The 23,172-nt window shown below is 44.4% G+C and carries 16 protein-coding genes, 1 tRNA gene and 1 riboswitch; of the genes, 10 read left to right on the top strand and 7 right to left on the bottom strand.

The annotated features are described in order from the left end of the window. Positions 1–43: 43 nt before the first annotated feature. Positions 44–457 (bottom strand): ASCH domain-containing protein, encoded by a 414-nt coding sequence (locus MHH86_RS02355; RefSeq protein ID WP_076101343.1) that lies wholly within the window; start codon positions 455–457, stop codon positions 44–46. A 327-nt stretch (positions 458–784) separates the two neighbouring features. Between MHH86_RS02355 and MHH86_RS02350 the strand changes: the two genes are divergently transcribed. The 4 genes from MHH86_RS02350 to MHH86_RS02335 all read left to right on the top strand — a co-directional run bounded on the left by MHH86_RS02350 (position 785) and on the right by MHH86_RS02335 (position 3,101). Beyond that, positions 785–1,198 carry a MarR family transcriptional regulator gene (locus MHH86_RS02350; protein WP_036682564.1) on the top strand — a complete coding sequence of 138 codons (414 nt, stop codon included), beginning with the start codon at positions 785–787 and terminating at the stop codon, positions 1,196–1,198. A 13-nt stretch (positions 1,199–1,211) separates the two neighbouring features. Further along, positions 1,212–2,033, top strand: a complete 822-nt coding sequence (locus MHH86_RS02345) for an SDR family oxidoreductase (RefSeq protein WP_036682566.1) — start codon at positions 1,212–1,214, stop codon at positions 2,031–2,033. A gap of 191 nt (positions 2,034–2,224) precedes the next feature. After that, positions 2,225–2,569 (top strand): DUF3221 domain-containing protein, encoded by a 345-nt coding sequence (locus MHH86_RS02340; RefSeq protein WP_076147388.1) that lies wholly within the window; start codon positions 2,225–2,227, stop codon positions 2,567–2,569. 316 nt (positions 2,570–2,885) lie between these two features. Continuing rightward, positions 2,886–3,101, top strand: coding sequence for a hypothetical protein (locus tag MHH86_RS02335; RefSeq protein WP_036682571.1), 216 nt, complete (start codon positions 2,886–2,888; stop codon positions 3,099–3,101). A gap of 277 nt (positions 3,102–3,378) precedes the next feature. Here MHH86_RS02335 and MHH86_RS02330 read toward each other — a convergent pair whose 3' ends face one another. From MHH86_RS02330 to MHH86_RS02320, 3 genes are all read right to left on the bottom strand, one after another. After that, on the bottom strand, positions 3,379–4,182 hold the full coding sequence (locus MHH86_RS02330) for an undecaprenyl-diphosphate phosphatase (protein WP_038568497.1): 804 nt from the start codon (positions 4,180–4,182) through the stop codon (positions 3,379–3,381). A gap of 723 nt (positions 4,183–4,905) precedes the next feature. Further along, a tRNA-Thr gene (locus MHH86_RS02325) sits at positions 4,906–4,977 on the bottom strand. Between the two features lie 94 nt (positions 4,978–5,071). Next, positions 5,072–5,380 (bottom strand): MTH1187 family thiamine-binding protein, encoded by a 309-nt coding sequence (locus MHH86_RS02320; protein WP_036682575.1) that lies wholly within the window; start codon positions 5,378–5,380, stop codon positions 5,072–5,074. Between the two features lie 378 nt (positions 5,381–5,758). Further along, a riboswitch (cobalamin riboswitch) is annotated at positions 5,759–5,994 on the top strand. Positions 5,995–6,235: 241 nt separating this feature from the next. On the opposite strand from MHH86_RS02320, the gene MHH86_RS02315 reads away from it, so the two are divergent. The 4 genes from MHH86_RS02315 (at position 6,236) to MHH86_RS02300 (ending at position 12,439) form a co-directional block, all read left to right on the top strand. Further along, the gene (locus MHH86_RS02315) at positions 6,236–8,221 is read left to right on the top strand and encodes an anaerobic ribonucleoside triphosphate reductase (protein WP_036682578.1); all 1,986 of its coding nucleotides are present in this window, start codon (positions 6,236–6,238) and stop codon (positions 8,219–8,221) included. Further along, positions 8,218–8,733, top strand: coding sequence for an anaerobic ribonucleoside-triphosphate reductase activating protein (nrdG, locus tag MHH86_RS02310; RefSeq protein ID WP_036682580.1), 516 nt, complete (start codon positions 8,218–8,220; stop codon positions 8,731–8,733). Before MHH86_RS02315 ends, nrdG begins: the two co-directional genes overlap by 4 nt. A gap of 55 nt (positions 8,734–8,788) precedes the next feature. Beyond that, the gene (locus MHH86_RS02305) at positions 8,789–11,122 is read left to right on the top strand and encodes a ribonucleoside-diphosphate reductase subunit alpha (RefSeq protein ID WP_076101340.1); all 2,334 of its coding nucleotides are present in this window, start codon (positions 8,789–8,791) and stop codon (positions 11,120–11,122) included. 285 nt (positions 11,123–11,407) lie between these two features. Beyond that, entirely contained in the window at positions 11,408–12,439 is a 1,032-nt protein-coding gene (locus MHH86_RS02300) for a ribonucleotide-diphosphate reductase subunit beta (RefSeq protein WP_036682584.1), read from the top strand. A gap of 181 nt (positions 12,440–12,620) precedes the next feature. On the opposite strand, the gene ssuE is transcribed toward MHH86_RS02300, so the two are convergent. Then, positions 12,621–13,169, bottom strand: coding sequence for an NADPH-dependent FMN reductase (gene ssuE, locus MHH86_RS02295; RefSeq protein WP_036682586.1), 549 nt, complete (start codon positions 13,167–13,169; stop codon positions 12,621–12,623). A 401-nt stretch (positions 13,170–13,570) separates the two neighbouring features. On the opposite strand from ssuE, the gene serS reads away from it, so the two are divergent. Further along, on the top strand, positions 13,571–14,857 hold the full coding sequence (gene serS / locus MHH86_RS02290) for a serine--tRNA ligase (protein ID WP_036682588.1): 1,287 nt from the start codon (positions 13,571–13,573) through the stop codon (positions 14,855–14,857). A gap of 418 nt (positions 14,858–15,275) precedes the next feature. Continuing rightward, positions 15,276–21,566, top strand: a complete 6,291-nt coding sequence (locus MHH86_RS02285) for a 5'-nucleotidase C-terminal domain-containing protein (protein ID WP_342479623.1) — start codon at positions 15,276–15,278, stop codon at positions 21,564–21,566. Between the two features lie 105 nt (positions 21,567–21,671). On the opposite strand, the gene MHH86_RS02280 is transcribed toward MHH86_RS02285, so the two are convergent. Next, positions 21,672–22,310 (bottom strand): histidine phosphatase family protein, encoded by a 639-nt coding sequence (locus MHH86_RS02280; RefSeq protein WP_326046310.1) that lies wholly within the window; start codon positions 22,308–22,310, stop codon positions 21,672–21,674. Between the two features lie 37 nt (positions 22,311–22,347). Then, positions 22,348–23,151, bottom strand: a complete 804-nt coding sequence (locus MHH86_RS02275; protein WP_076215077.1) for an AAC(3) family N-acetyltransferase — start codon at positions 23,149–23,151, stop codon at positions 22,348–22,350. Between the last annotated feature and the right edge of the window lie 21 nt (positions 23,152–23,172).

The raw sequence follows: 23,172 nt of genomic DNA, 5'->3' as shown, positions 1-23,172 counted from the left end.
CTGATAGGCACATAAAAATTACATTAAAAATATCATTCGCCGTTCAGAAGTGATCCGAATGCTCCCACAAGCTTAGCCGACCTTTGGCTGGAATTGGATGGCGCAGTGAGTGAACCTCTTCAAGCTTCCAGGCAAAACGTCCTTCGCTATAGTCGCCAAAATCATATTCGTTCCCATTGATCCATTCCCTTAAATCCACCTCTGGAGTAACCACATAACATCCCGCGAGCTGACCTGTAGCAATAATAGCTCCTGTCGGCAAATTATTCGCTGTATAGCCATGTTTCGCCAATACTGATTTGTACGGTTCCTGTTCACAAATCTTTTTGTCAATCCTCATTCCGGCATGGATGCCTAACTCGCCGCGGTAGGCTGTTCTCCATGAACGAGTTTCAAACTCTTTTTCACCAAGAGCAATTAAGGTCGCCCAAGGCTGCCGTATTGTTATACACCGCATGATATTTATCCCCTTTGTTTATGTTGGACGTTTGTCACGGATGCCACGGATCTCGATCTCGCGTTGTGTAATCTTGCTCTCCTTGACTTGATAAATAATCCCAACCGTTTGGTCGATACTCATTTCCATGATTGATCGCCTCTAAAAATAAGAACATTCATTTTTATTATATACAAACAAAAGTTCTAAATATCAATATTATTGACATTCACCTGTAACTCCCCACAATTTAAACAAATAAAATAATTAAAATTGATAAAGGAGAATATAGTTTGTATACTAATCAAGTAGTTAGTGTGCAAACTATATAAAGAGGGGAATTAATTTATGGACAACCCAGGACAGTTATTAATAAGAGTAAGTCTTGAAATGAAAAAAAGCTTAACAAAAAAACTTTTACTTTATAATGTAACAGCTCCTCAATGGGCAGTATTAAAAGATATATCTATTCATTTAGAAGGAACAACTCCAGCTATGATTGCAGAGCGAACTTACTCGGATCGCCCTACAATAACGGGTATACTCGAGCGACTTAAAGCAAAAGGACTTCTGGACATTAGAGATAATCCAAATGATAAACGATCAAATCTTGTATTCATTACAGATTCGGGAATGATAATTAAGAGTCAAATAGAAGTTCTTAGTGACGAAATCATGGATAACGCACTTAAAAATATTTCTGAACAAGAAATGTCCACGTTTATGAACGTGCTTAAAACAATCTATTTAAATATTAGTTAGGGAAGTGAGACTTATGATTCTAATCACAGGGGCAACCGGTAATGTAGGACGTGAAGTGGTTAACGAACTAAGGAAAAGTGAAACACCTTTTAAAATTGCCTCCCATCGAAAAGACAGTGAGTATGTTTATTTTGATTTTGAAAATGCTGATTCTTTTCGTCCAGCGTTAACAGGAGTGAAAAAATTATTTTTACTGCGCCCTCCTCATATAGCTGACGCAAAAAAATATTTCCAACCCCTCATAGATATCGCAAAGGAAGTCGGAGTTGAACACATTGTGTTTCTATCTCTATTGGGCGTAGAGAAAAACCCAATTGTTCCACACCATAAAATTGAAAAAATCATTAAAAAATCAGGAATTCCATATACTTTTTTACGCCCAAGTTTCTTCATGCAAAACTTAATTTCTCAACATGGGGAAGAGCTACGTAAAGAAAAGGAGATCTATGTACCCGCAGGAAAAGGCAAGACTAGCTTTATCGATGTTCGTGATATCGGTACTGTAACAGCTAGAATCCTAACTGAGAATGGTCATGAAAATAAAGGTTACTCGTTAACGGGAACTGAAGCGCTAGATTACTATGAAGTAGCTGAAATTTTATCTGAAGAGCTAGGAGAAACAATCAAATATGTTAATCCATCAGTTCTTCAGTTTAGAGATAAAATGTTAACAAAAGGAATTCAAAAAGAATTTGTGACTGTTATGATTGGAATTTACTTCACTGCAAAAATTGGATTAGCCAAAAAAATCACGCCCGATTTACAAATATTACTTGGTAAAAGACCCATTACATTCAAAGAATTTGCACATGACTATAAGTACGAATTAGTTTAATCATGGTGGTTTTTTGGCTAAACCATCAGGAAGCATTTCAGGATACATTGTTACTGCCGCGTGCGAGGGGAATCAATAAAGGTCGTCATAATGGATATGCTGCTGTTTATTCTTATATTGGTAATGTACAAAATGCTATGCCTGTGCAACCGATTTTAAACTAATGTCGTAACCACTAGAGGGGAAGGTCCATGATTCAAAAACCACGTACTACTATTAAATGGACTCTTATTTTTGTTTTTTTGTTATTAGTCACCGCCTGTAGTAAGAATGATGAAGTTTTGAAAGGAATTGTACATACAATAGATGTAGAAAATAAAAGAATTTTAGTAATTTCCGAATTAAAAGAAGAAGACTTGAACAAGGAATACAAGGAGGTTCTCGAATCTAATGAGTACTCTCAAGCCATTTGGGTAAATAAAGTTGCACCTTCTAAATATAAAAAAAGCGATGAGATTAAAGTATTTTTTGAAGTAAGTGATGATTCATTCCCTGCACAAGTTACCGCCAAAAAAATCACCAAAATCAAGAATTGAGCAAAAAGAATAGAATCTACTATAAAGAAGCGGCGTCTCCAAAAGGGGCGGCGCTTCTTTGTGTAGATTTAAGGAGAAATCCATATTTATAAATGCACTCTGTGCAAAAAAGTGACCCCACCACTTTCGGCAGGGTCTAGATCTATTTTATAAGGGGGTTATGTGATTACTATAATCCTCTTAGCTTAAATAAGTATGAAGCCCGTCTAAAGATTTGCTGAAATATTATTATTTTTATCGAAACCGATCAAATATAGTAACGTATCAATCTTAATTTTCAAATTACTACATATACAAAATGGAGGTGTGTATAAAGATGAAAATATTCAGTCTATTGCTTGTAGCATTGTCTTCCATTGGAGTAGTTGCCACATTCGGATTTTCAACATTCAGCTTAATCACAGGAATTATAGGAGGGCTTATTGCAGCATTTGCAATTTCAGGCTACTTGCAGTCTGTCAGACGTGATTACCCCAATGAGAGCTATGAGAATAAACAAGTTAAGTATCAGTCGAACTATAATACTTGGTAAGCAAAAGCCCCACCTTAAACTGGTGGGGTTTTTCATATTCCCAAACACTTGTAAAATCACTTTGTGATATTAATGGTAGAAGAAACAAACGAGGGATAATGGCTAGCTGTAGAAGTGCTTTCACCGAAAATTCATTCCTTAGTTCATAGACTACTTGAGCTTTGTCTTGTTTGGTGATTTCCCCTTGTTTTGAACCTCTAGTTTAATCTGTGCAGGATATGATGTATAGCCCTTTTTAAAAGCTTCTTTCCCATGATGTTCATATTGACTAATCCAATTACTGTATGACAATTAAATAGAAGAGAGCTGCTAAAACAAACCGGTATAGAGCAAACCACTCCAATCGAAGTCGCTTAATCAGTTTGATGAACGTCACTACTGCAATCATTGCCACAAGAAAGGATGTCGCAAAGCCAATTAACATTAGAAGTAAATCGTCAGAACTCAGCAAATCACGACTATCGTACAAATCCAACAAGCTTGCACCAAACATAACTGGCACGGAAATAAGGAATGTAAAATCTGCGGCGGCTTTTTGGCTAGTGCCAAGCAACAGGCCACCTGAAATTGTCGAACCTGATCTCGAAAATCCCGGCCATAACGCCAAGCATTGGAACAGACCAATTCCGAAAGCCTGTTTATAATTAATCCCATCGATAGTATCAGCGGTTTCAGTCCGCCTATTCCGCGCTGCAATGATCATCAACACCCCACCAACAACTAGACCGATCAAAACAGGGGTTGGACCAAATAATTGGCTTTTTATTGTGTCCTTGAAGAGAAGATATAGGATTAATGCTGGTAACATAGCCAAAATCATATGAATGACATTTAATCCTTTGCTTTTGGAAAAATCCATTCTAATCATATTAACCCCAATTTCCAAATACCTTTTCCAATAAAGAATTAGAACTGCCATCACTGCACCCAACTGAATAACAATTTTAAAAGTTATTGCAGCATCTCCCTCAAAGCTAAGCAAATCGCCTGCTAAAATAAGGTGTCCAGTAGATGATACTGGTAAAAATTCAGTTAAGCCCTCTATTATGCCAAGTATTATTGCTTTAATTACGTCAGTCATCAGTGGATTGTCCCCTTTCGGAAATAAAATCATTTAATTTCCAGTATAAGGGAGACACGTAAACTTCCCCATCGATTAACCTAACAATATTCAATTCAGAATGACATAATTGTCACATTGCTCATTATTTCAGTCTTAAGGGGGCTTTGGTTTGCAAAACACAAAATATTAAGTATAATGTTACTGTCGAAACGCTAAGGCGTCTGTACAGGATGGCTACCTGGCACTGATGATGGCAGGCCAAGCGCTTTATAAAGTTTTCTTTATGTGTATTTATACTTTAGGAGCGTGGTTATCTATGAAAATTAATATTACCGCACATTTTAACATTGATATTACTTTATCTCTTCATCTGTTAGCCGTAGCCAGTCTTGCTTATGAACTCAGTTCACTGACGAGCTCGTGAAATTCGAGCGAAAAGTATCTGTACTAAGACACCTTGTGGTGTCTTTTTTTATTTTTATAGTAATTACCATCTAACCAATCTGCCCCCGCAAGAGAAAAGCAGCTTATGCTGCTCCTCCTCCACCATCCTTCATTCTGACTGCTGTCAGCTTGCGACACGCCTTCCATCTGCTCGACAGTGACCACTAGTCATACCGTTTTCATTAGCGATTTCGCCATGTCTTATCTTTTAGAAGAATGTTAGAAGCCAGGGGATTTAATGAAAAATGACGCGGTCCCGAAACCTCGGAAATCCGCGCCACGTATGGTTTTTTGGGATGCTGGTGAAGGGAATTGAACCCCCGGCCTACGCATTACGAGTGCGTTGCTCTACCCCTGAGCTACACCAGCTTAAAGCTGATTTTTCTGTCAAACAAAAAATATTATACAACTTTCAGCCAGAAACGCAAGCCTATTTCTCCCTGTTTTCCGCCCTCCTAAACTGCTAATCCACCTGTAGCTTACGCTCCACAGACTCTAACTTTCCACGGCTAGTGGAGGGTTTATCGCGGCGGTCGTCTATTTTAAGTGAGGTAGAGACACGTTCTGCACCTGCGGCAAAAGGAGACTCATGCAAAGCTTCTACCGCGGCAAAAATGCGTTGCAGAGGCCCTTCGATGATCGTCCCCATGGACGTAAGTTCATATGTAATCCCTTCTACTGTCTTCAGCACCCGCTGCATATCCGCAACATAGCTGCTAAGACTGGTACTGCCTGTTCCAATTGGAATAACTGTAACTTCAGCAATAGGCATGAGAATACCTCCTCGAAATTTTATAGTACCTATCTTCTTCCATTGTAACAATTCCACCGCTCTGTCACAAACTAAGCAAGATTATCCTCCCTTATCTCTTCTATTTCTTCTGATTACTCCAAAATATGACTTTGGGCTAAGAGTATTTTCTCATGCGCAAATTCTAGGGTCATCTGCACTATATTTATGGACTCTTTGTGGCATCTTTTCGGACAATTTATGAATCATTTCGCATCTCCCTGTGGATCAATTGTGGATTACTTATGGACAGCCTGTGGATCATTTGTGGAGTACTTTTAAAGAACCCGCTCCCCGCGCGGGTTTTCTAAAAAACTGTTTACAAACACAACATCTTGGGTTATTTTTATCTAACGACAACAAAATATAGTGGAGACAGGCGCTTTGATCCTTAACCGGATTTAGAGCTTAATAGGGAAGCGCGGTGAGAATCCGCTGCGGTCCCGCCACTGTAACCGGATGGCCTTCTTAAGCTTCTGGGAAGCTTGAGAATCCACATCTCCCGGCAGATGCCACTGAGGGTTAGGAACACCCTTGGGAAGGCGCCGAGAGATCCCACGGAAGCCAGGAGACCTACCTGTTTCGACGACACCAACTATTGATGCCTGCGAGGAACAGGGATGGTGTCCGCATGCGGTCATCTACGTAGAGACCTCTGCAAATATCCGTGTGGATATTTACATAACGCATCGGGCATTTTCTGCCATCCTCGGGTAGGGGATGCTTTTTTTATGTAATCAGAACAAATATACGACTGCTTATGGCAGTCCAACTTCCTATGGATATATGGATTTGATGATAGATGTTTTTCTTTTATACTGAGAGGAGAGCTGTACAATGACGTTGTTGGAGAGACAATTTAATGGAGTAGAAAATGCACGGGAAGTTCTTTTAGAAGAGCTCATTGATTTAGGCCGGGATATTATCGACAGTCGGGATATGGACCTATTGCGCGAGAATGCCAATTTGAATGGAGAGAGTTTCTCCGGTAAAATGAGCAAGTTCGGCAGTGAATATTCAAAATGGTACGCCCGCAATTTTACGATGCCGCCGCAGCTAGTGCAGGCTATTGATGACAATGTCGTCTATGTGCATGATCTGGATCAATACGCGATTGGAACGACGAACTGTATTTTTATCCCGTTTGATAAACTTCTCCGTGAAGGTTTCAATACCGGCAACGGCAGCGTTCGTCCTCCGAACTCAATAATGACTGCTATGTCTCTGGTAGCGATTATTTTCCAATCCCAGCAAAATGCTCAATATGGTGGTGTATCCGCCAATAAACTCGACTATGATCTGGCACCTTATGTAACCAAATCCTTCGCCAAGCTGTTCCGCAAGGGTCTGGATTATTTTGAAGAAGGACAAGCTGATGAATCTTTGGGCGAGATTACGATGAGCCGGACCGATCTGGCGGAGTTATATCCAAGAGCGTTCCGTTTTGCACTAAAGGAAACCGAAATCGAAACCCTGCAAGCGGCTGAAAGTATGGTACATAATCTGAATACCATGTCCAGCCGATCCGGTGGACAAATACCGTTTACCAGCATCAACTACGGTACTTGTACTTCACCAGAAGGTCAGCTTGTGATCAGTTCTCTGCTAACAGCAACTATGAACGGACTTGGCAGCGGAGAAACACCAGTGTTCCCGATTCAAATCTTCAAATGCAAGCAAGGAATCAATCAACAACAAGGCGATCCTAACTATGAACTGTTCCTAAAAGCGGCTGAATGTTCTGCGCGCAGACTATATCCAAACTTCGCTAATCTGGACGCTCCGCTCAACTTGCAGTATTATGATCCAAGTGATCCTGATACGGAGTTCGCTACAATGGGCTGCCGAACCCGAGTGCTCGGTGACCGTTTTGGTCGTAATCATTGCTCTGGAAAGGGCAACCTTTCCTTTAATACACTGAATCTGGTTCGGCTAGGTCTGGCACACGGCACAGTAACAGGCAGACGTACCATCGCAGACGAAGCTGGCTTCTATGAAGATCTAAATCATTATATGGATATTGCGCTGGAAGGACTTCTTCATCGGTTCCACATTCAAACCGCACAAAAAGCTAAAGCTTCCGATTTCATGATGCGAGAAGGCGTCTGGGAAGGCGGCGAGCATCTTGCACCTGATGACACTGTAGGCGATCTGCTAAAGCATGGCAGTCTGTCTCTTGGCTTCATCGGTATGGCGGAATGTATGAAAGCTATGTACGGCAAACACCATGGCGAGGATATGGAAGTTCATGCCAAGGCGCTGGCTATTGTGCGTCATATGCGGGACTATTGCGATCGGAAAAGTGAGGAACTGGATCTCAACATCACTCTGTTCGCAACTCCAGCAGAAGGTTTGTCCGGTAAATTCACAAAAGTTGATCGCAAGGTACTGGGTTCCATTCCGGGCGTAACCGACCGTGAATATTATACGAACTCTTTTCACATCCCTGTATACTTCGATCTGGGTGCTGCTCAGAAGATCAGCTTGGAAGCTCCTTTCCATGAATATTGCAATGCCGGGGCTATTTCTTATGTCGAATTAAACGGCAATGCCCGCAACAACCCATCGGCTTTTATCAAAATCATTAAATATGCGCTCGAACAACAGGTCAGCTATTTCAGCATTAACCATCCGATTGACCGCTGCTCCAGCTGTGGATACGAAGGCGTAATTGGGACAAACTGTCCTTCCTGCAACGCACATGAGAATGACGTGCACATCCGCCGTTTGCGCAGAGTTACAGGTTATTTAACCGGCGACTATCAGACCCGCTTTAATGCCGCCAAACAAGCTGAAGTACGGGATCGCGTTAAGCATCTATGAATATTTGCGGTTACTATCCGGAGTCGATTAACGAGGGAGAGGGCATGCGGGCCGTCCTCTTTCTCAGCGGCTGCCGCCATCGTTGCCCGGGATGTTTTAATCCCGAGACATGGAACTTTAAATATGGAGAAGTCTTCACCTTAGAACGACAACATGAAATTATTGCAGAAATCGCCGCTAACCCTTTGCTGGATGGTCTGACACTGGCAGGCGGCGATCCTTTTTTCTCAGCAGAAGAGTTGCTGGGGTTCATTCATGAGCTTCGCGCTGTACTGCCAGGCTTCTCAATCTGGATTTACAGTGGTTATACGTACGAAGAACTTACAGCCCTTCCCGGTACGCCGGAATGGGATCTACTTAAGCAGTGTCAGGTGTTAATAGATGGAAGATTTGTAGAAGAACTGAAAGATACTACGCTTCTCTACCGGGGAAGCTCCAACCAACGCATTATCGACATTCCGGCCAGCATGAACGGCTCGGAGGTCTTTCTGTGGCAGCCTGCTGCGCTATAATATATCAATTTTTGATATTGAAAATTAATTTGAAATAAGAAGGGATGAACTAACCATGCCGCAATTCGTAGTAAAACCGGATAATCGCCAACTGGCTTTTGATGAGAACCGTCTTTCCGTCTACGCTGACCGTATTCTGGAAGGTCTCGATCAACTAAATAAAGAAACTTTGCTGCGTGGAGTGAATTCCAAACTGCGTCGTGACTCGGTAAGCGGAGAAGAAATCAGCAACGCCTTCACCATGAGCGCTCTAGAGCTTGTAACAAAAGAAGAGCCTACCTGGAAGTTCGCAGCTGCCCGCGCCCTTCTGACAACCCTTTATAAAAAAGCTGCCGTTCATCGCCGCTACAAAGCTTATCCAGAAGAGCCTTACGGTGAATTGTATCCACTAATTACGGATCTCGTGAAAAAAGGAATCTATCGCGAAGAACTTCTAAGTCATTACACCAAAGAACAAATTATCGAACTAGGTGGGTGTATCGATTATACACGCGACCTTTTGTTTGACTATATCGGTCTGCTTACGCTATCCGACCGTTATTTGGCGCATGATTTTGACGGCCGTGTGATGGAGCTTCCACAAGAACGTTATATGATTATTGCCATGTACCTGATGCACCGTGAGCCAGCTGAGAAACGTCTTGAGCTTGTAAAAGAAGCTTATTGGGCTATGAGCAACATCTACATGACTGCTGCTACACCTACAATGTCTAATGCCGGCAAAAAGGTCGCTGGACAGCTATCCAGCTGCTTTATTGATACTGTAGACGATTCCCTAGAGGGTATCTTTGACTCCAATACAGACGTAGCACGTCTAAGCAAAATGGGTGGCGGCATCGGCGTTTACCTTGGAAAAGTACGGGCACGTGGTTCGGATATCCGTGGCCACAAGAACACAAGCTCCGGCGTAATCCCTTGGATTCGCCAGTTGAACAATACAGCAGTCAGCGTAGACCAGCTGGGCACACGTAAGGGTGCTGTAGCTGTTTATCTTGATGTATTCCATAAAGATATTCTCGCTTTCCTTGATCTTAAGCTGAACAACGGTGACGAGCGTATGCGTGCACATGACGTGTTCCACGGGGTCTCCCTGCCTGACCTGTTCATGGAAGCTGTAGAATCGCGCAGCCACTGGAACCTCTTCTGCCCTCATGAAGTGAAAAAGGTCATGGGCTGGACTGATAAAAATGGCCGTCCACTAGGATTGGAAGATTTCTACGATGAAGAGCTTGGCAAAGGTACTTTCCGTGAAAAATATGCTGAAGCTACAGCGAACCTGGAATTATCCCGGATCACTGTTCCTGCGATCGACATCATGAAACGGATTATGAAATCACAGCTAGAGACGGGTACACCGTACATGTTCTACCGTGATACCGTGAACCGGACCAACCCAAACCGTCATCAAGGTATGGTTTTCTCCTCCAACCTGTGCACAGAAATTATGCAGAATCAGTCTGCAACAGTAATTGAACAAGAAGAATTAGTAACTAAAGATGGCCAGACCCGGATCGTTATTTCCAAAATCCCTGGCGACTTCGTAGTCTGCAACCTGAATTCAATTCACTTGGCACGGGCGATTCCAGCTGGCGTATTAGAAAGACTTGTTCCGATCCAAGTCCGTATGCTTGATAACGTAATCGACATTAATAATATTGAAGTTCTGCAGGCACAATACACGAACAGCCAGTACCGCGCAGTAGGTCTTGGCACATTCGGCCTGCATCATCTATTGGCACTCAAGGGCATTCGTTGGGAATCCGATGAAGCCGTAGAATATAACAATCATTTATATGAACATATCAACTACCTGTTGGTTCGTTCGAGCATGGAGCTCGCCCGTGAAAAAGGCCGTTATCCGAAATTTGTTGGCTCCGATTGGGAGACTGGCGCATACTTCACTTCCCGCGGGTATGTTAGCGGTGAGCAAGAAGGTAAATATGTAACGACTGAGCAATGGCGCGAGCTGCAAGAAGAAGTAGCTAAGGACGGCGTGCGTAACGCTTGGATGTTCGCCATTGCGCCAAATGGATCTACATCGATTATTGCCGGCTCCACCGCCAGCATTGATCCGCTGTATGAACTGCTATCCTATGAAGAGAAAACAACTTATAAGATCGCTAACCCAGCACCGGATCTGTCCGATAAAACGATCTGGTACTATAAGACAGCATTTACAATTGACCAAAACTGGTCGATCCGCATGGCTTCTGCTCGCCAGCGTCACGTCGATCAAGGCCAAAGCTTTAACCTGTATGTCCGTCCTGACATCAAGGCTACCGAGTTCCTGGAACTGCATCTGAATGCCTGGAAGGGCGGCTTGAAATCAACTTATTATGTGCGTAGCCGTGCTTTGACTATAGAAGAGTGTGAATCTTGCGCTAGCTAATTATCTTAGTGCCCTGAATAGAAAAACGATGATGAATTTCGTAACTGCGAGGAATGTTTGTGCTTCCGGCCGCTGTTGTCATCAGATGTCTTGATCTTTACCGCTATTAGCGGATGACATCCGATGACAGCATATGCTTTCGATGCGAGCTTTCCTACGGAAAGCTTTCGGGCGGTCGCTGACGCTCCTACAGCTCCAAACTTCCTCTCCGTTACTCCATCACCGTCTTTCTATGAACTAGACACCAAAGAAAGATTACCCGCGCAAAAAATGGAGGGATAAGAAATGCAATTACAAAAGATTTTTAATACTGAAGCACCTAATCAATCCACACGAATTATCGACGGTGAATGCTCAGGTATTCTGAACTGGAACGATATTCGCATGCCTCATATGTACAAGCTGTATAAGGTGCTGCTGCTTAATCACTGGATCGCGGATGAAATTCCAATGTCCAAGGATGCGCAACAATTCCCGATGCTGGATGCCGAGGAACAACGCGTATTTAAGATTAATATCTCCCTACTCGCTGTGCTGGATTCGATGCAGACGATGTTCGTGAGCGACGTGAAGCGTTATTTCACCGATTCCTCTTTGGAAGCTATCTCCGCTATTATCGGGCAGCAAGAAGTGGTGCATAACCAATCCTATTCCTATGTTCTATCCTCTATCGTGTCGGAGAGTGAGCAGAAGGAAATTTTTGAATATTGGAAAAAAGACCCTGTCCTGCTGGAACGCAATCAGTTTATCTCTGATATTTATCAAGAGTTCCGTGATAACCCTACGAGACAGACCTTTTTCCATGCGCTGGTAGCAGATCTCATCTTGGAAGGGATTTTCTTCTACAGCACTTTCGCCTTCTTCTACAATCTGGCCCGTGACCAGAAGATGATGGCGACCAGCCAAATGATCTCTTATATTCAACGTGACGAGAATCAGCACTGCTACTTCTTCGCAGAAGTATTTAAGCAGCTGCTCGTAGACTTCCCTGAGCTGAACACCAAAGAAAACATGGATTACGTATACCGTACCATCGACCGCGCGGTAGAGCTCGAAACCAACTGGGCTTACTACACACTTACTAACGTGCGTGGCATTGATCTTAACGAGCTTAGCGACTACATCAAATATACAGCGAACAAACGTCTGACTTTGATGGGTATGGAAAAAGCTTACCAAGGTGTTGACGTTAACTGTATGCCTTGGATCAAACCTTTCTCCGATGATGCGCTTAATGCTACCAAAACTGACTTCTTCGAAGCCAAGTCCCGCAACTACGGTAAGGTTGGCGACGATAACGGATTCGACGATTTGTAAGACCGGATATATAACGAGCCCTATATATAAAAAGAGGCCATTCTCTACTTTCACAGTGAGATGGCCTTTTTGCTATAGCTTATATAATGCAAAAAGCGCCCCTCTCCCCTGGTATCAGGGATGAAAGAGACGCTTATACATTTGTTATTAGCACTAAGCACAGAAGGCTTGCTACTTAGTCTTATGCCTTGCGTTCCACACGATGTGTAGTTTCTTCAGCAAGCTCATCTAATGCATCGTTCAGGCGCAGCTTCAGCTCCTCAGCAAGCTCTACCACTCCGTGATCATTACGAACCACTTGAGAATCCACGGCATAAACGCCGCCAAGAATGTAACGTGCGCCCAGTACGGACAACACAGGTTTCAATGCGTAATCAATTGTGAGCAGATGTGCAAGACTGCCGCCCATGAACAGCGGGAGTACAACTTTTCCGGCCAATCCCTTTTGTGGAACCAGATCTAAAAAGGTCTTCAGCACACCTGTATAAGAAGCTTTATAAACCGGGCTAACCACGATTACCGCATCAGCTTCCGCTACAAGGCCATTGGCTTTGACGATAGACTCACTTTCAAACTTAGTGTGAATCAAATCCTCCGCGGGTAGTTCTGCTACGTTAATACGCTCAACCTCGAAGCCCTGATTGGTTAAGCTGGCCTCCGCATATTCTATAGCTGCATTGATACGCGATACCAGGGAAGGCGTTCCGTTAATCACAACAATTTTAGCCACTTTTCCACCTCTTCCATCCCACTTAAGCAGCTCAAACTGCTTTATTTATTATCCCGACAAAATTACTTTAAATTAATACTAATCCTAACGTAGAATTGATATTTTTGTCAAACCATAACCACTTGCGCTCCTCCCGCTCTTAAGTTATACTAAGCAACAATATTAAATCCAACAATCAGGCCAATGATCGGCATCCAACCGTGAGGCGTCTGCGACCGGAGTCTACAACAACTCCCTAAGTTCACCGGGTTTCGCCCGTTACCGCGAAGACCAAAGAGGGTCGGATTGTTCCTGCAGTTAAGGAGATTCGATCAACCTGGGTGGCACCGCGAGCTGACGCTCCTCGTCCCATGGATGAGGGCGTTTTTTGCGTTTTTTTAACCAAAAAGGAGCGAAACGGTATGCTGGATATGAACTGGATCAAAGACAATCAGGAACTTGTAAGAAACATTACGGCTTGGAAAAGAGTCGACTTCCCACTGGATGAACTGCTGGAATGGGATGAGAAACGGCGCGAATTGCGCCAAGATACGGAACAGTTGAGAGCCCAGCGTAACGGCCTGACCAAAGAGGTTGAACGACTTTTACGACAGGGTGACAGCGTGGCAGGAGAAGCAGTTAAAGAACAAGTAAGAGAACTGAACAACCGCCTGAATCTCTATGAGGCAGATCTAACTGAAGCAGACCGGCGCTGTGGAGAACTCATGCTGCTCGCACCAAACCCTGTATCGCAGGATACACCGATCGGCCATGATGATAAAGATAATGTAGAGCTGCGACGGACTGGAACGTTGCCGGAATTCGGCTTTACACCGCGTGATCATGTGGAGCTAGGCGAGCTCCACGATATCATCGATATCCCCCGTGGCGTCAAAGCAGGCGGTCCACGCAGCTATGTGCTGAAGGGTGCAGGCTTGTTGTTACATCTGGCTGTACAGCGGCTGGCCATTGATGTACTTACGGCCCGCGGGTTCACGGTGATGGATGTTCCCGTGATTGTCCGTCCGGAAGCGCTGGAACGTACGGGCTTCTTCCCCGGCGGGATGGATCAGACCTATGAGCTAAACGGAGACAATCGCTGGCTGGTAGGCACATCGGAGGTGTCGCTTGTTTCGCTGTATAGCGATGAGATTGTCGAACTGGATTCGCCAATGCGGCTCGCCGGAATGTCGGCCTGCTTCCGCCGTGAGGTAGGATCGGCGGGACGGGACGTGCGTGGCCTGTACCGTGTTCATCAATTCTCAAAAATTGAACAAGTTATCGTGTGTCGGAATGATGAGGGCGTATCGGAGGGCATGCTGCAGGAGATTCTTGCGAATGCAGAGCATATTCTACAGCTCTTGGAACTCCCCTATCGGATCATGGCTGTCTGCACAGGAGATATGTCCCTGAAGACACATAAGCAGTATGACATCGAGACTTGGATGCCAAGCAGAGATGCATACGGAGAGACACACTCGGCTTCCAACCTGCTCGATTTCCAGGCTCGTCGCTCGGGCATTCGTTACCGGGATACAGACGGTAAGCTGCAATACTGCCACACCTTAAATAACACCGCAGTGGCTACACCAAGGATCCTAATTCCGCTGCTGGAGAATCATCAACTGGAGGATGGATCCATTTACATTCCGCAGGCACTGCGTAAATATATGGATGGAATTGAACGGCTTGAGCTTCCGCACCAGTAATACTGTGTTGTCCAAATAGATTTTAAATTAATAATGCCCTTCCACTTCTCGATAAGAAGCTGGAGGGGCATTATTTTAGTTCCGATACATTCTATATAATTCTAATCTCTATTGTTTTCCCTATGTAAAAATTAACAAAACTCTAGAATAAATTTGTCGTAATCCATACTGAATTCAACAATATACATAACATGCAATTAACATGTTGGTGCTCTATTAACCATAAAAATACTAGATTTATTATTAATATTGTATTTATGCACTGTTTTTATACTAAAATCACAACATTTCAATTTTTAGATTTAATTGATGCAAACTTTAATTTATATTCATGTAAGACAACCTTTCATTTTACATTTGAATGCTAAGATTTAATAGGTTGTAAATAAAAGATTCGAGGGGAGAATGACTTATCCAAATGATTATTTCTTCAAGAGTAAGAAAATGGTTCGCTACTGGACTGGCAATGTTAATGGTTGCCGGCAGTGTGTTACCAGCTGTCCAGACTGCCGAGGCAGCACCGGATAATAGCAACATTGTTATCTCGCAGGTCTATGGTGGTGGTGGAAACGGCGGAGCGGAGTTTAAAAATGATTTTATTGAATTATACAATCCTACGAATCATCCAGTAGATTTGACTGGATGGAAAGTTCGGTATACCTCAGCGGCCGGAACCTTTAGTAGTGGAACAGACTTAAATGGAACTATCCCGGCAAATGGATACTTCCTTATTGAGGAGGCCGCTGGAGCTGGAGGAACTAGCGACTTGCCTGCTCCTGATGTTAGCAAGGGAATCCTTGCTATGAGTGGTACAAACGGCAAAGTCGACCTCGTTGATAAATCAGGTACAACGATTGATTTAGTTGGCTACGGAACAGCCACAAATGTCGAGGGAAGTGCGACCGCTGCTCTCTCTAATACGACAGCCGCTATCCGTAAAGCTGCGGCTAATGCACCGGCAGACAGCCGCGGTCTAGATATGGATAACAACTCTACGGATTTTGTTGTCCAAGCACCAAGTCCACGAAACAGCAGCTACGGTACATTACCTGAATTACCGGAGACTGCTAGTTCCGTATTAGCTTCACCAGCCTCTAATGCCTGGCCGGTAGGCACAGAAATATCTTTAAATTCTCCAACGGTTGGAGCATCCGTCTACGCAGCTGTTTATGGATCAGGTGGTTCAACTAATTTTCAACCTTACACAGGGCCTATTACCTTAACTGAGGACACTACGATTAAAGCGTATGCTTCAGAACCAAATATGCCAGACAGCCCTGTATCGACTTTTGATTACACGATTCTGGCCAAAACAGATGTTGCAACAGCACGCCTTGCTAGTAAAGGTCAGAATATTTTAACAGAAGGTATCGTAACTCACATTAATGCAGCAAAAATGTATATTCAGGATGAATCCGGCGGGATCGTACTTTATGGATTTCCAGAGTTCGCAAACGTTGGAGATCGTGTTGAAGTAAGCGGCACAATGGATATCTACAGCAATCTGCAAGAAATCAAATTCCAAAGTGGACTTCAATACAATGTAGCTGCACAAAATGTTGGGGTGCCTGCACCAAAATTGATCACCGCAACCGACTTGTCTGCCGCGAACGGCGAAAGCCACGAAGCTCAGCTGGTAACTATGAATAATGTGACCATAGACAATGTAAATGGCAGCACGGTGACTGCTAGCCAAGGTGGACAACAATTCACAATTTTTTCAACCCTGCCTAAACTAGTTAAGGGTAAAACCTTTGACAATATCACTGGGGTTATCGAGCAATATAATACGACTTATCAGTTCATTCCACTTAACGAAAATGCTTTGGTGGAAGAAACTTTTTCCGTTATGGCCAGCCCTGGCGCAGGTCGCATCATCAAAGGAAGTTCTGTGACCCTTTCCAGCCCTACTCTTGGAGCACAGATTTACTACACGACCAACGGAACTGAACCAACAACAGCAAGTAAACTTTATTCAGATCCGATTACAGTTAATCAAGATCTTACCGTCAATGCAATTGTCGTAGCAGATGGCAAGACAAGTAAGGTTTATACCTTTGCTTATAAAGCGTCTGAACTCCCTCGTATACATGATATTCAAGGAGAATCTCATGCTTCTGAGTATACAGGTCAGAACGTTTCTGATGTAGAAGGCATCGTTACCCAATACGGGTACACCTTTGCAACTGGCGCTTATAGAGGTTTCTTTATGCAAGATCCTCAGCCAGACGATAATGTAAACACTTCGGAAGGTATTTTTGTATACAGCACTAATTCATCCCTTAAACCTCAAATTGGAGATTTAGTCCAAGTTAGTGGAGCTATTTCCGAATACAACGAAGGTAACGCAAGTAATTTAACCTCTACTCAAATTACTATGACTTCAATAAAAGTGGACTCCTCTTCAAGTTATACTGTGCCGGTGCCTGTTGTACTTGGTAAAGGCGGGAGAGCAATTCCGTCTACCATAATTGACAATGACGGCATGGCTAATTTTGAGCCTAATGAAGATGCAATTGATTTCTACGAATCGTTAGAAGGTATGCTAGTCAAGCTCCCTACCCCTACGATTATCAGTCCTTATTGGACAAGTGGTAGCGGAAATTCTATGCTCTATAACATCCCTACAAGAGTAGAAAATGATACACCTGATGTCATCACACCAGCTGGTGGATTAGTTCTCAAAGAATACAACCAATACAATCCTCAGCGCCTCATCATCGCTTACGGAAATCCGGGGCAAGAAGTCATCACCGGAGATAAGTTCGCTGGAGATGTTACTGGTGTCATCGGATACAACAACGGTAACTTCAAAGTGATTCCGGAAAACGGTAAGCTTCCAGCCATCACTCCAAGTACCTTTAAGCAAGAAACAACTACTCTTGAAGTCAATGATAGTAAGTTGTTGATTGCATCGTATAACATTGAAAACTTCTACCCCGGTGTCGGAGCAACAAAAATCCAGAAACTAGCCGACTCCATCACAAACAATATGAAAAAACCTGACATTATCGGCGTTGTCGAAATGCAGGACAGCAATGGTGAAACCAATAATGGAATCACTGAAGCAAGTGCAGCCGAACTGATTAAAGCCATTGAAACCGCTGGCGGTCCCGTATATAAATACACAGACATCGCTCCGGAGAACAATATGGATGGCGGTGCCCCAGGCGGAAACATTCGCGTAGGATTCCTGTACAATCCAGCAAGAGTACAGCTTGCAGACAGTGTGAGCGGACAAAAAGGTACAGCTACACAACCCGTTGGATATAATGCAGCGGCAGATCAATTGACCTACAATCCGGGCCGAATTGATCCAACAAACTCTGCCTTTGCAAGTTCACGTAAACCCCTTGCTGCACAGTTCGTATTCGGTGGCGAAACAGTAATTGTGATCGCTAACCATTTCAATTCAAAAGGCGGCGATACCGGTCCTTTCGGAAACGTTCAGCCCCCTGTATTGTCCAGTGAAACACAACGCCATAAAATCGCGGCGGTCGTAAACGGATTTGTCAAAGAGGTTCTGACTGCAAATCCTAAAGCCAACATCGTAGCTCTTGGTGATTTGAATGACTTCCAATTCACTAAAACTGCAACCCTCTTAAAAGGTACAGAACTAGACAATTTGATCGATACATTGCCTTTAAATGAGCAGTATACGTACACCTATGACGGAAACTCTCAAGTGCTAGATCATATTCTTGTCAGTAAAAATCTAACGGCTTCTTCTAAAGTAGATGTCGTTCATCTAAATGCCGACTTCTCACCATCGAATGGCCGGGTATCCGATCATGATGCGGTTTTGGCACAGATTGATTTTAATACTGCTGAAGACTTCCCACTAACCATTCTGCACACCAATGATACACATGCAGGATTAGATACTGTCAGCTCGCCAAACAACATCTTACGCCGTGTAACAGCAATCCAAGATGCCAAGGCGACTACAGAGAATCCTATTCTTGTAGACGCAGGTGATGTGTTCTCCGGAACACTTTACTTCAATAAGTATCTGGGTCAAGCAGATCTGGCCTTTATGAATCTGGTCAAATATGATGCTATGACTTTCGGTAATCATGAATTTGATAAAGACTCTGATGTATTATCCAAATTCATCGGCAACGCTAAGTTCCCATTCGTCTCCTCCAACGTGAACTTCTCAGCGGATGATATTCTTAGCAAAATGTTCACCAATGAAATCGGCCGGTCAGGTAATGCTGGAACCATCTACCCTGCGCTGATCAAAGAAGTAGACGGCCAACAGGTCGGCATCATGGGTCTGACGACAGAAGACACGGCGAACATTGCTTCACCAGGTAAAGTGACCTTTGAGAATGCCTTCGCTAAAGCGGAAGCAACGGTCGCTATGCTTGAAAAAGAGAATGTTAACAAGATCATTGTTCTCTCACACCTTGGCTACGAAGAAGATCTCAAGTTAGCCAAAGCTGTTAACGGCATTGATATTATCGTTGGGGGGCACAGCCACACGCAACTGAATCAAGCCGTTGTTGATAACAGCGATCCTAACGCACCGAAGCTTATTGTACAGACCGGTGAAAAAGGTCTTTTCCTTGGACAACTTGAAGTTAAATTTAACCAAGATGGCGTACTGACCGATTGGAAAGATCAATTAATCCCCATCGATGCTAAAAACGGCACTAACTACGTTATCGCCGAGGACCCAGAAGCCAAAAAGATCCTGGATACGGAGTATAAGCCGGGTATTCAAGAACTAACCAATGAGGTAGTAGGAAATTCAGAGGTTGTTCTAAACGGCGTTCGCGATAATGTGCGCACAAAGGAAACTAATCTTGGTAACCTGATTGCCGATGGCATGCTTTATGCAGCTCAAAAAGCGGGCACTAATGCCGTAATCGCCCTGCAAAACGGTGGCGGTATTCGCGAATCCATCAACGAAGGACCGATCACACAAGGCGAAGTACTCGGCGTACTTCCATTCAACAACGATCTGGTTACGATCACTTTGACTGGACAAGAAATTAAGGATGCCATGGAGAACGGGGTTTCCAAAACGCCGGCAGCAGACGGACGTTTCCCACACGTTGCAGGGTTGAAATTCTATTACGACTCTACGAAACCTGTGAACGAACGTGTACTGCGTATTGAAGTGAAAAACGGGGATAAATACGTCCCTCTGGATCTGAACGCATCCTACGAAGTAGCTACGAATGCTTTCACAGCTAAGGGTGGAGATTTCTATACTTCACTTGAAAAGGCCTATAAAGAAGGTCGCGTGAATCTGCTGTACCTACCGGACTTTGATGTATTTACGAAGTATCTGCAGAAGGTTGGAACGGTCACTGCGAACACTTCCGCCGTTGAGGGCCGGATTGTTGATCTAAAAGGTGCACCACTGCCGGAGACAAATCCAACTCCGACACCAGACCCAACACCAGTACCAACACCAGATCCAACTTCAGTGCCTACATCAGTACCAACATCGGCTCCAACAGTACCAACCGCTACAGCTACACCATCACCAACTGTTGCTCCAACTGCGGCACCAATTGCTTCAGCACAAGTAACAACAATTAATGCTGCTGATCTAACCAAACAACTTGCTGAACTGCCAGCGGGTAGCCAAGAGCTGGTTATTCCGGTTAAAGCTACTACAGGCGGCGCTCAAGTAGTGCTTCCAGGCAGTGTGCTTGTAAAACAAGCAGCAGCACAGCCTAACACAGTTCTCACCTTTACTACTGATGGCGCTTCTTATTCCTTGCCACTCCGTGTTGTAAACAGCGCAGCACTTGCCGCTCAATTAGGCACCAGCGACTTTACAATTACGGTATCTATTCTACTAGCGAATTCGGGAACACTAAGCAGCACAAACCAAGCTATCGCATCACAGCTAGGTAATGCTACTTTAGCTGCTCCAGTAATCGAATTCAGCGTTTCAGCGCAAGCCGGAAGTAAGAGTGTGCCGCTGAACAATTTCGGCAGTACTTATGTTAATCGGACGATCAATGTACCTACTTCCTTAAATTCAAATAACGCAACGGCAGTGGTCTTCGATCCTGCTTCAGGTAAGATCTCCTTCGTGCCTGCTATCTTTGTTCCTAAAACAGATGGAACAACGGACGTTACGATTAAACGGAACAGCAACAGCTACTACACCGTTGTTAAGTCTTCCAAAACGTTCGCAGATATTAACGGACACTGGGCTAAATCATCCATTGATCTATTAGCTACCAAACTAATTGTCAGCGGAACAAGCAACGATACGTTCTCTCCTTCACAGTCGATCACACGTGCTGAGTTCGCCGCATTAATTACGCGTTCTCTGGGACTTGCGACAGGTAATGGTGAGACCACATTTAAAGATGTAAACTCAAGTGCTTGGTATGCTGATGCTATACGCACCGCAGCAGAAGCCGGATTGATTTCCGGTTATACCGATGGCAGCTTTAAGCCGGGTAGCCCAATCACTCGTCAGGAAATGGCCTCGGTATTAGCAAAAGCCATCAAGTACACAGGTAAAACCTTAAATGCCGATCCTGCGGCACTGGCTAAATTCAGTGACGCAGCAAGCATTCCTGCTTGGTCTCAAGCAGCAGTAGCAGAAATCGCTGCTGAGGGCATTATCCAAGGAGCAACGGACGGTTCCTTTGCTCCACAGAAGCTGGCAACTCGTGCCGAAGCGGTTACGATGCTGGAGAAGACATTGAAATCTCTCCAGTTTATCAACTAGCAAAAACTGATCTCCAGCTCTGAAGACAAAAAGGCGGTTCCCCGAGTGCGTAACGCACCCGAGGAACCGCCTTTTTTAATAAACCAACCTGATCTGTAGGAAGTGTTATGATTCCATCCCAGCTTCACTCTCTTCGTAATGGCTCGTATCCCCGTGCAGCAGGATTTCCGGCACACCATCCGTAAAATCAACCCTGCATAAGCAGGTCGGATAAATGTAAGGCAGATCCCAGAGCTTAGGCAGCGCTCTGCACTCAAAATAGGCCATTAACAGCTTGATCACTACTGTATGTGTGACGATAAGAATGGTCTCACCTTGATGGTCAACGAGAATTTCCTGAAGCTTGCCCAGCGCCCGTGCCTGCACCTCTGCGAAGGTCTCACTGCCCTCCACTTTAAACTGCTCAGGGTCTTGCCAGAAATTGCGATGCTGCTCCGAATACTCGCTCTCCAGCTCATTAGAATCACGGCCTTCCCACACACCCATGCCAATCTCTTTGAACGCCTCAGAGGTCTTAAGCGGAGTACTCCGCTCTCCACGAATAATCTCAGCTGTGCGCAGCGCCCTTGGGCTGGGGCTTGCATAGATGACATCCAGCTGTTCAGTGCGCATTCCCCGGCTCAGCCATTCTGCCTGTTGCACACCAAGAGCCGTCAGTTCAGAATCCATATGTCCCTGCATCCGATGCTGCACGTTCCATTCCGTTTGACCATGCCGGGTTAAAAATATCGTTGTTATACTCATGCCAGCTTCTCCTTCCGTTTCCCCTATCCAATGAGTTTTACTTCCTGTTCTGTTCCATCCAGTTCACTGCATAATCAACGATTTCCCGTTGCGGAATCAATTGAGCGGTTGCCGAAGCAACCTGTCCATATGTAATAAGTCCCGTCTCTTGTCCAAACTGATCTGCCAGCTGAACGAAATCGTCAGAATCCCAATCCAGCTCCTTAAATTCAACCCACTGTCTAACTCCATCCACCATAATGGGCGCCCCGCCAAGGGTTTCCTTCTTGCCAGCATAAGATGCGCGGCATTCGGCAAGATGCAGGGAAGTATTATTAAGATTGCCTACTCCCAGCAACAGTACATGTCCGCCTAAATCGTAAATACGAGCCAGCGGAGAATCTTCCCCCAGACCCATTTCAAGCGAATGACCATACATAACTTCATCTCTATGCTTGCCCCAAGCGGCAAACGAATGTATCGGATGGTCACTGCGTTTTACTCCGTTTTGTTTACGGAAGCAGTCCGGAATAACCCCCATTCCTCTAAGCTGGGTCAGGTCTGGATCATAAGGCGGCATCTGCTCGCGGATACTCTGCCACCACGCCTCCGGCACCGGTGGGTTGCTCCAGCCTGCGGGATCAGTCAGGTCACTTGAATGAGTAGGCATTACCAGCGTGCCAGATTCTCCGAGGACCTCCTCCAATGCCAAAATAACAGCGACCGGGCCCCCGGCTACCCATTGGCCTAACGATTTAAAAGAAGAATGCAATAAAATCGTCATGCCCGCCTTAACGCCCAGTCGACGAAAATCCGCTGCTAATGTCTGAACCGTAATCAAATTGCCTTGTATTTCTTCCACCCTTCATTCCTCCAATGAATC

It is taken from the genome of Paenibacillus sp. FSL F4-0097 (assembly GCF_038593125.1).
GTDB classification, from domain to species: Bacteria; Bacillota; Bacilli; order Paenibacillales; family Paenibacillaceae; genus Paenibacillus_AQ; species Paenibacillus_AQ odorifer.
Note: the sequence above shows the minus strand (reverse complement) of the source record. Positions and strands in the feature narration are given on the sequence as shown.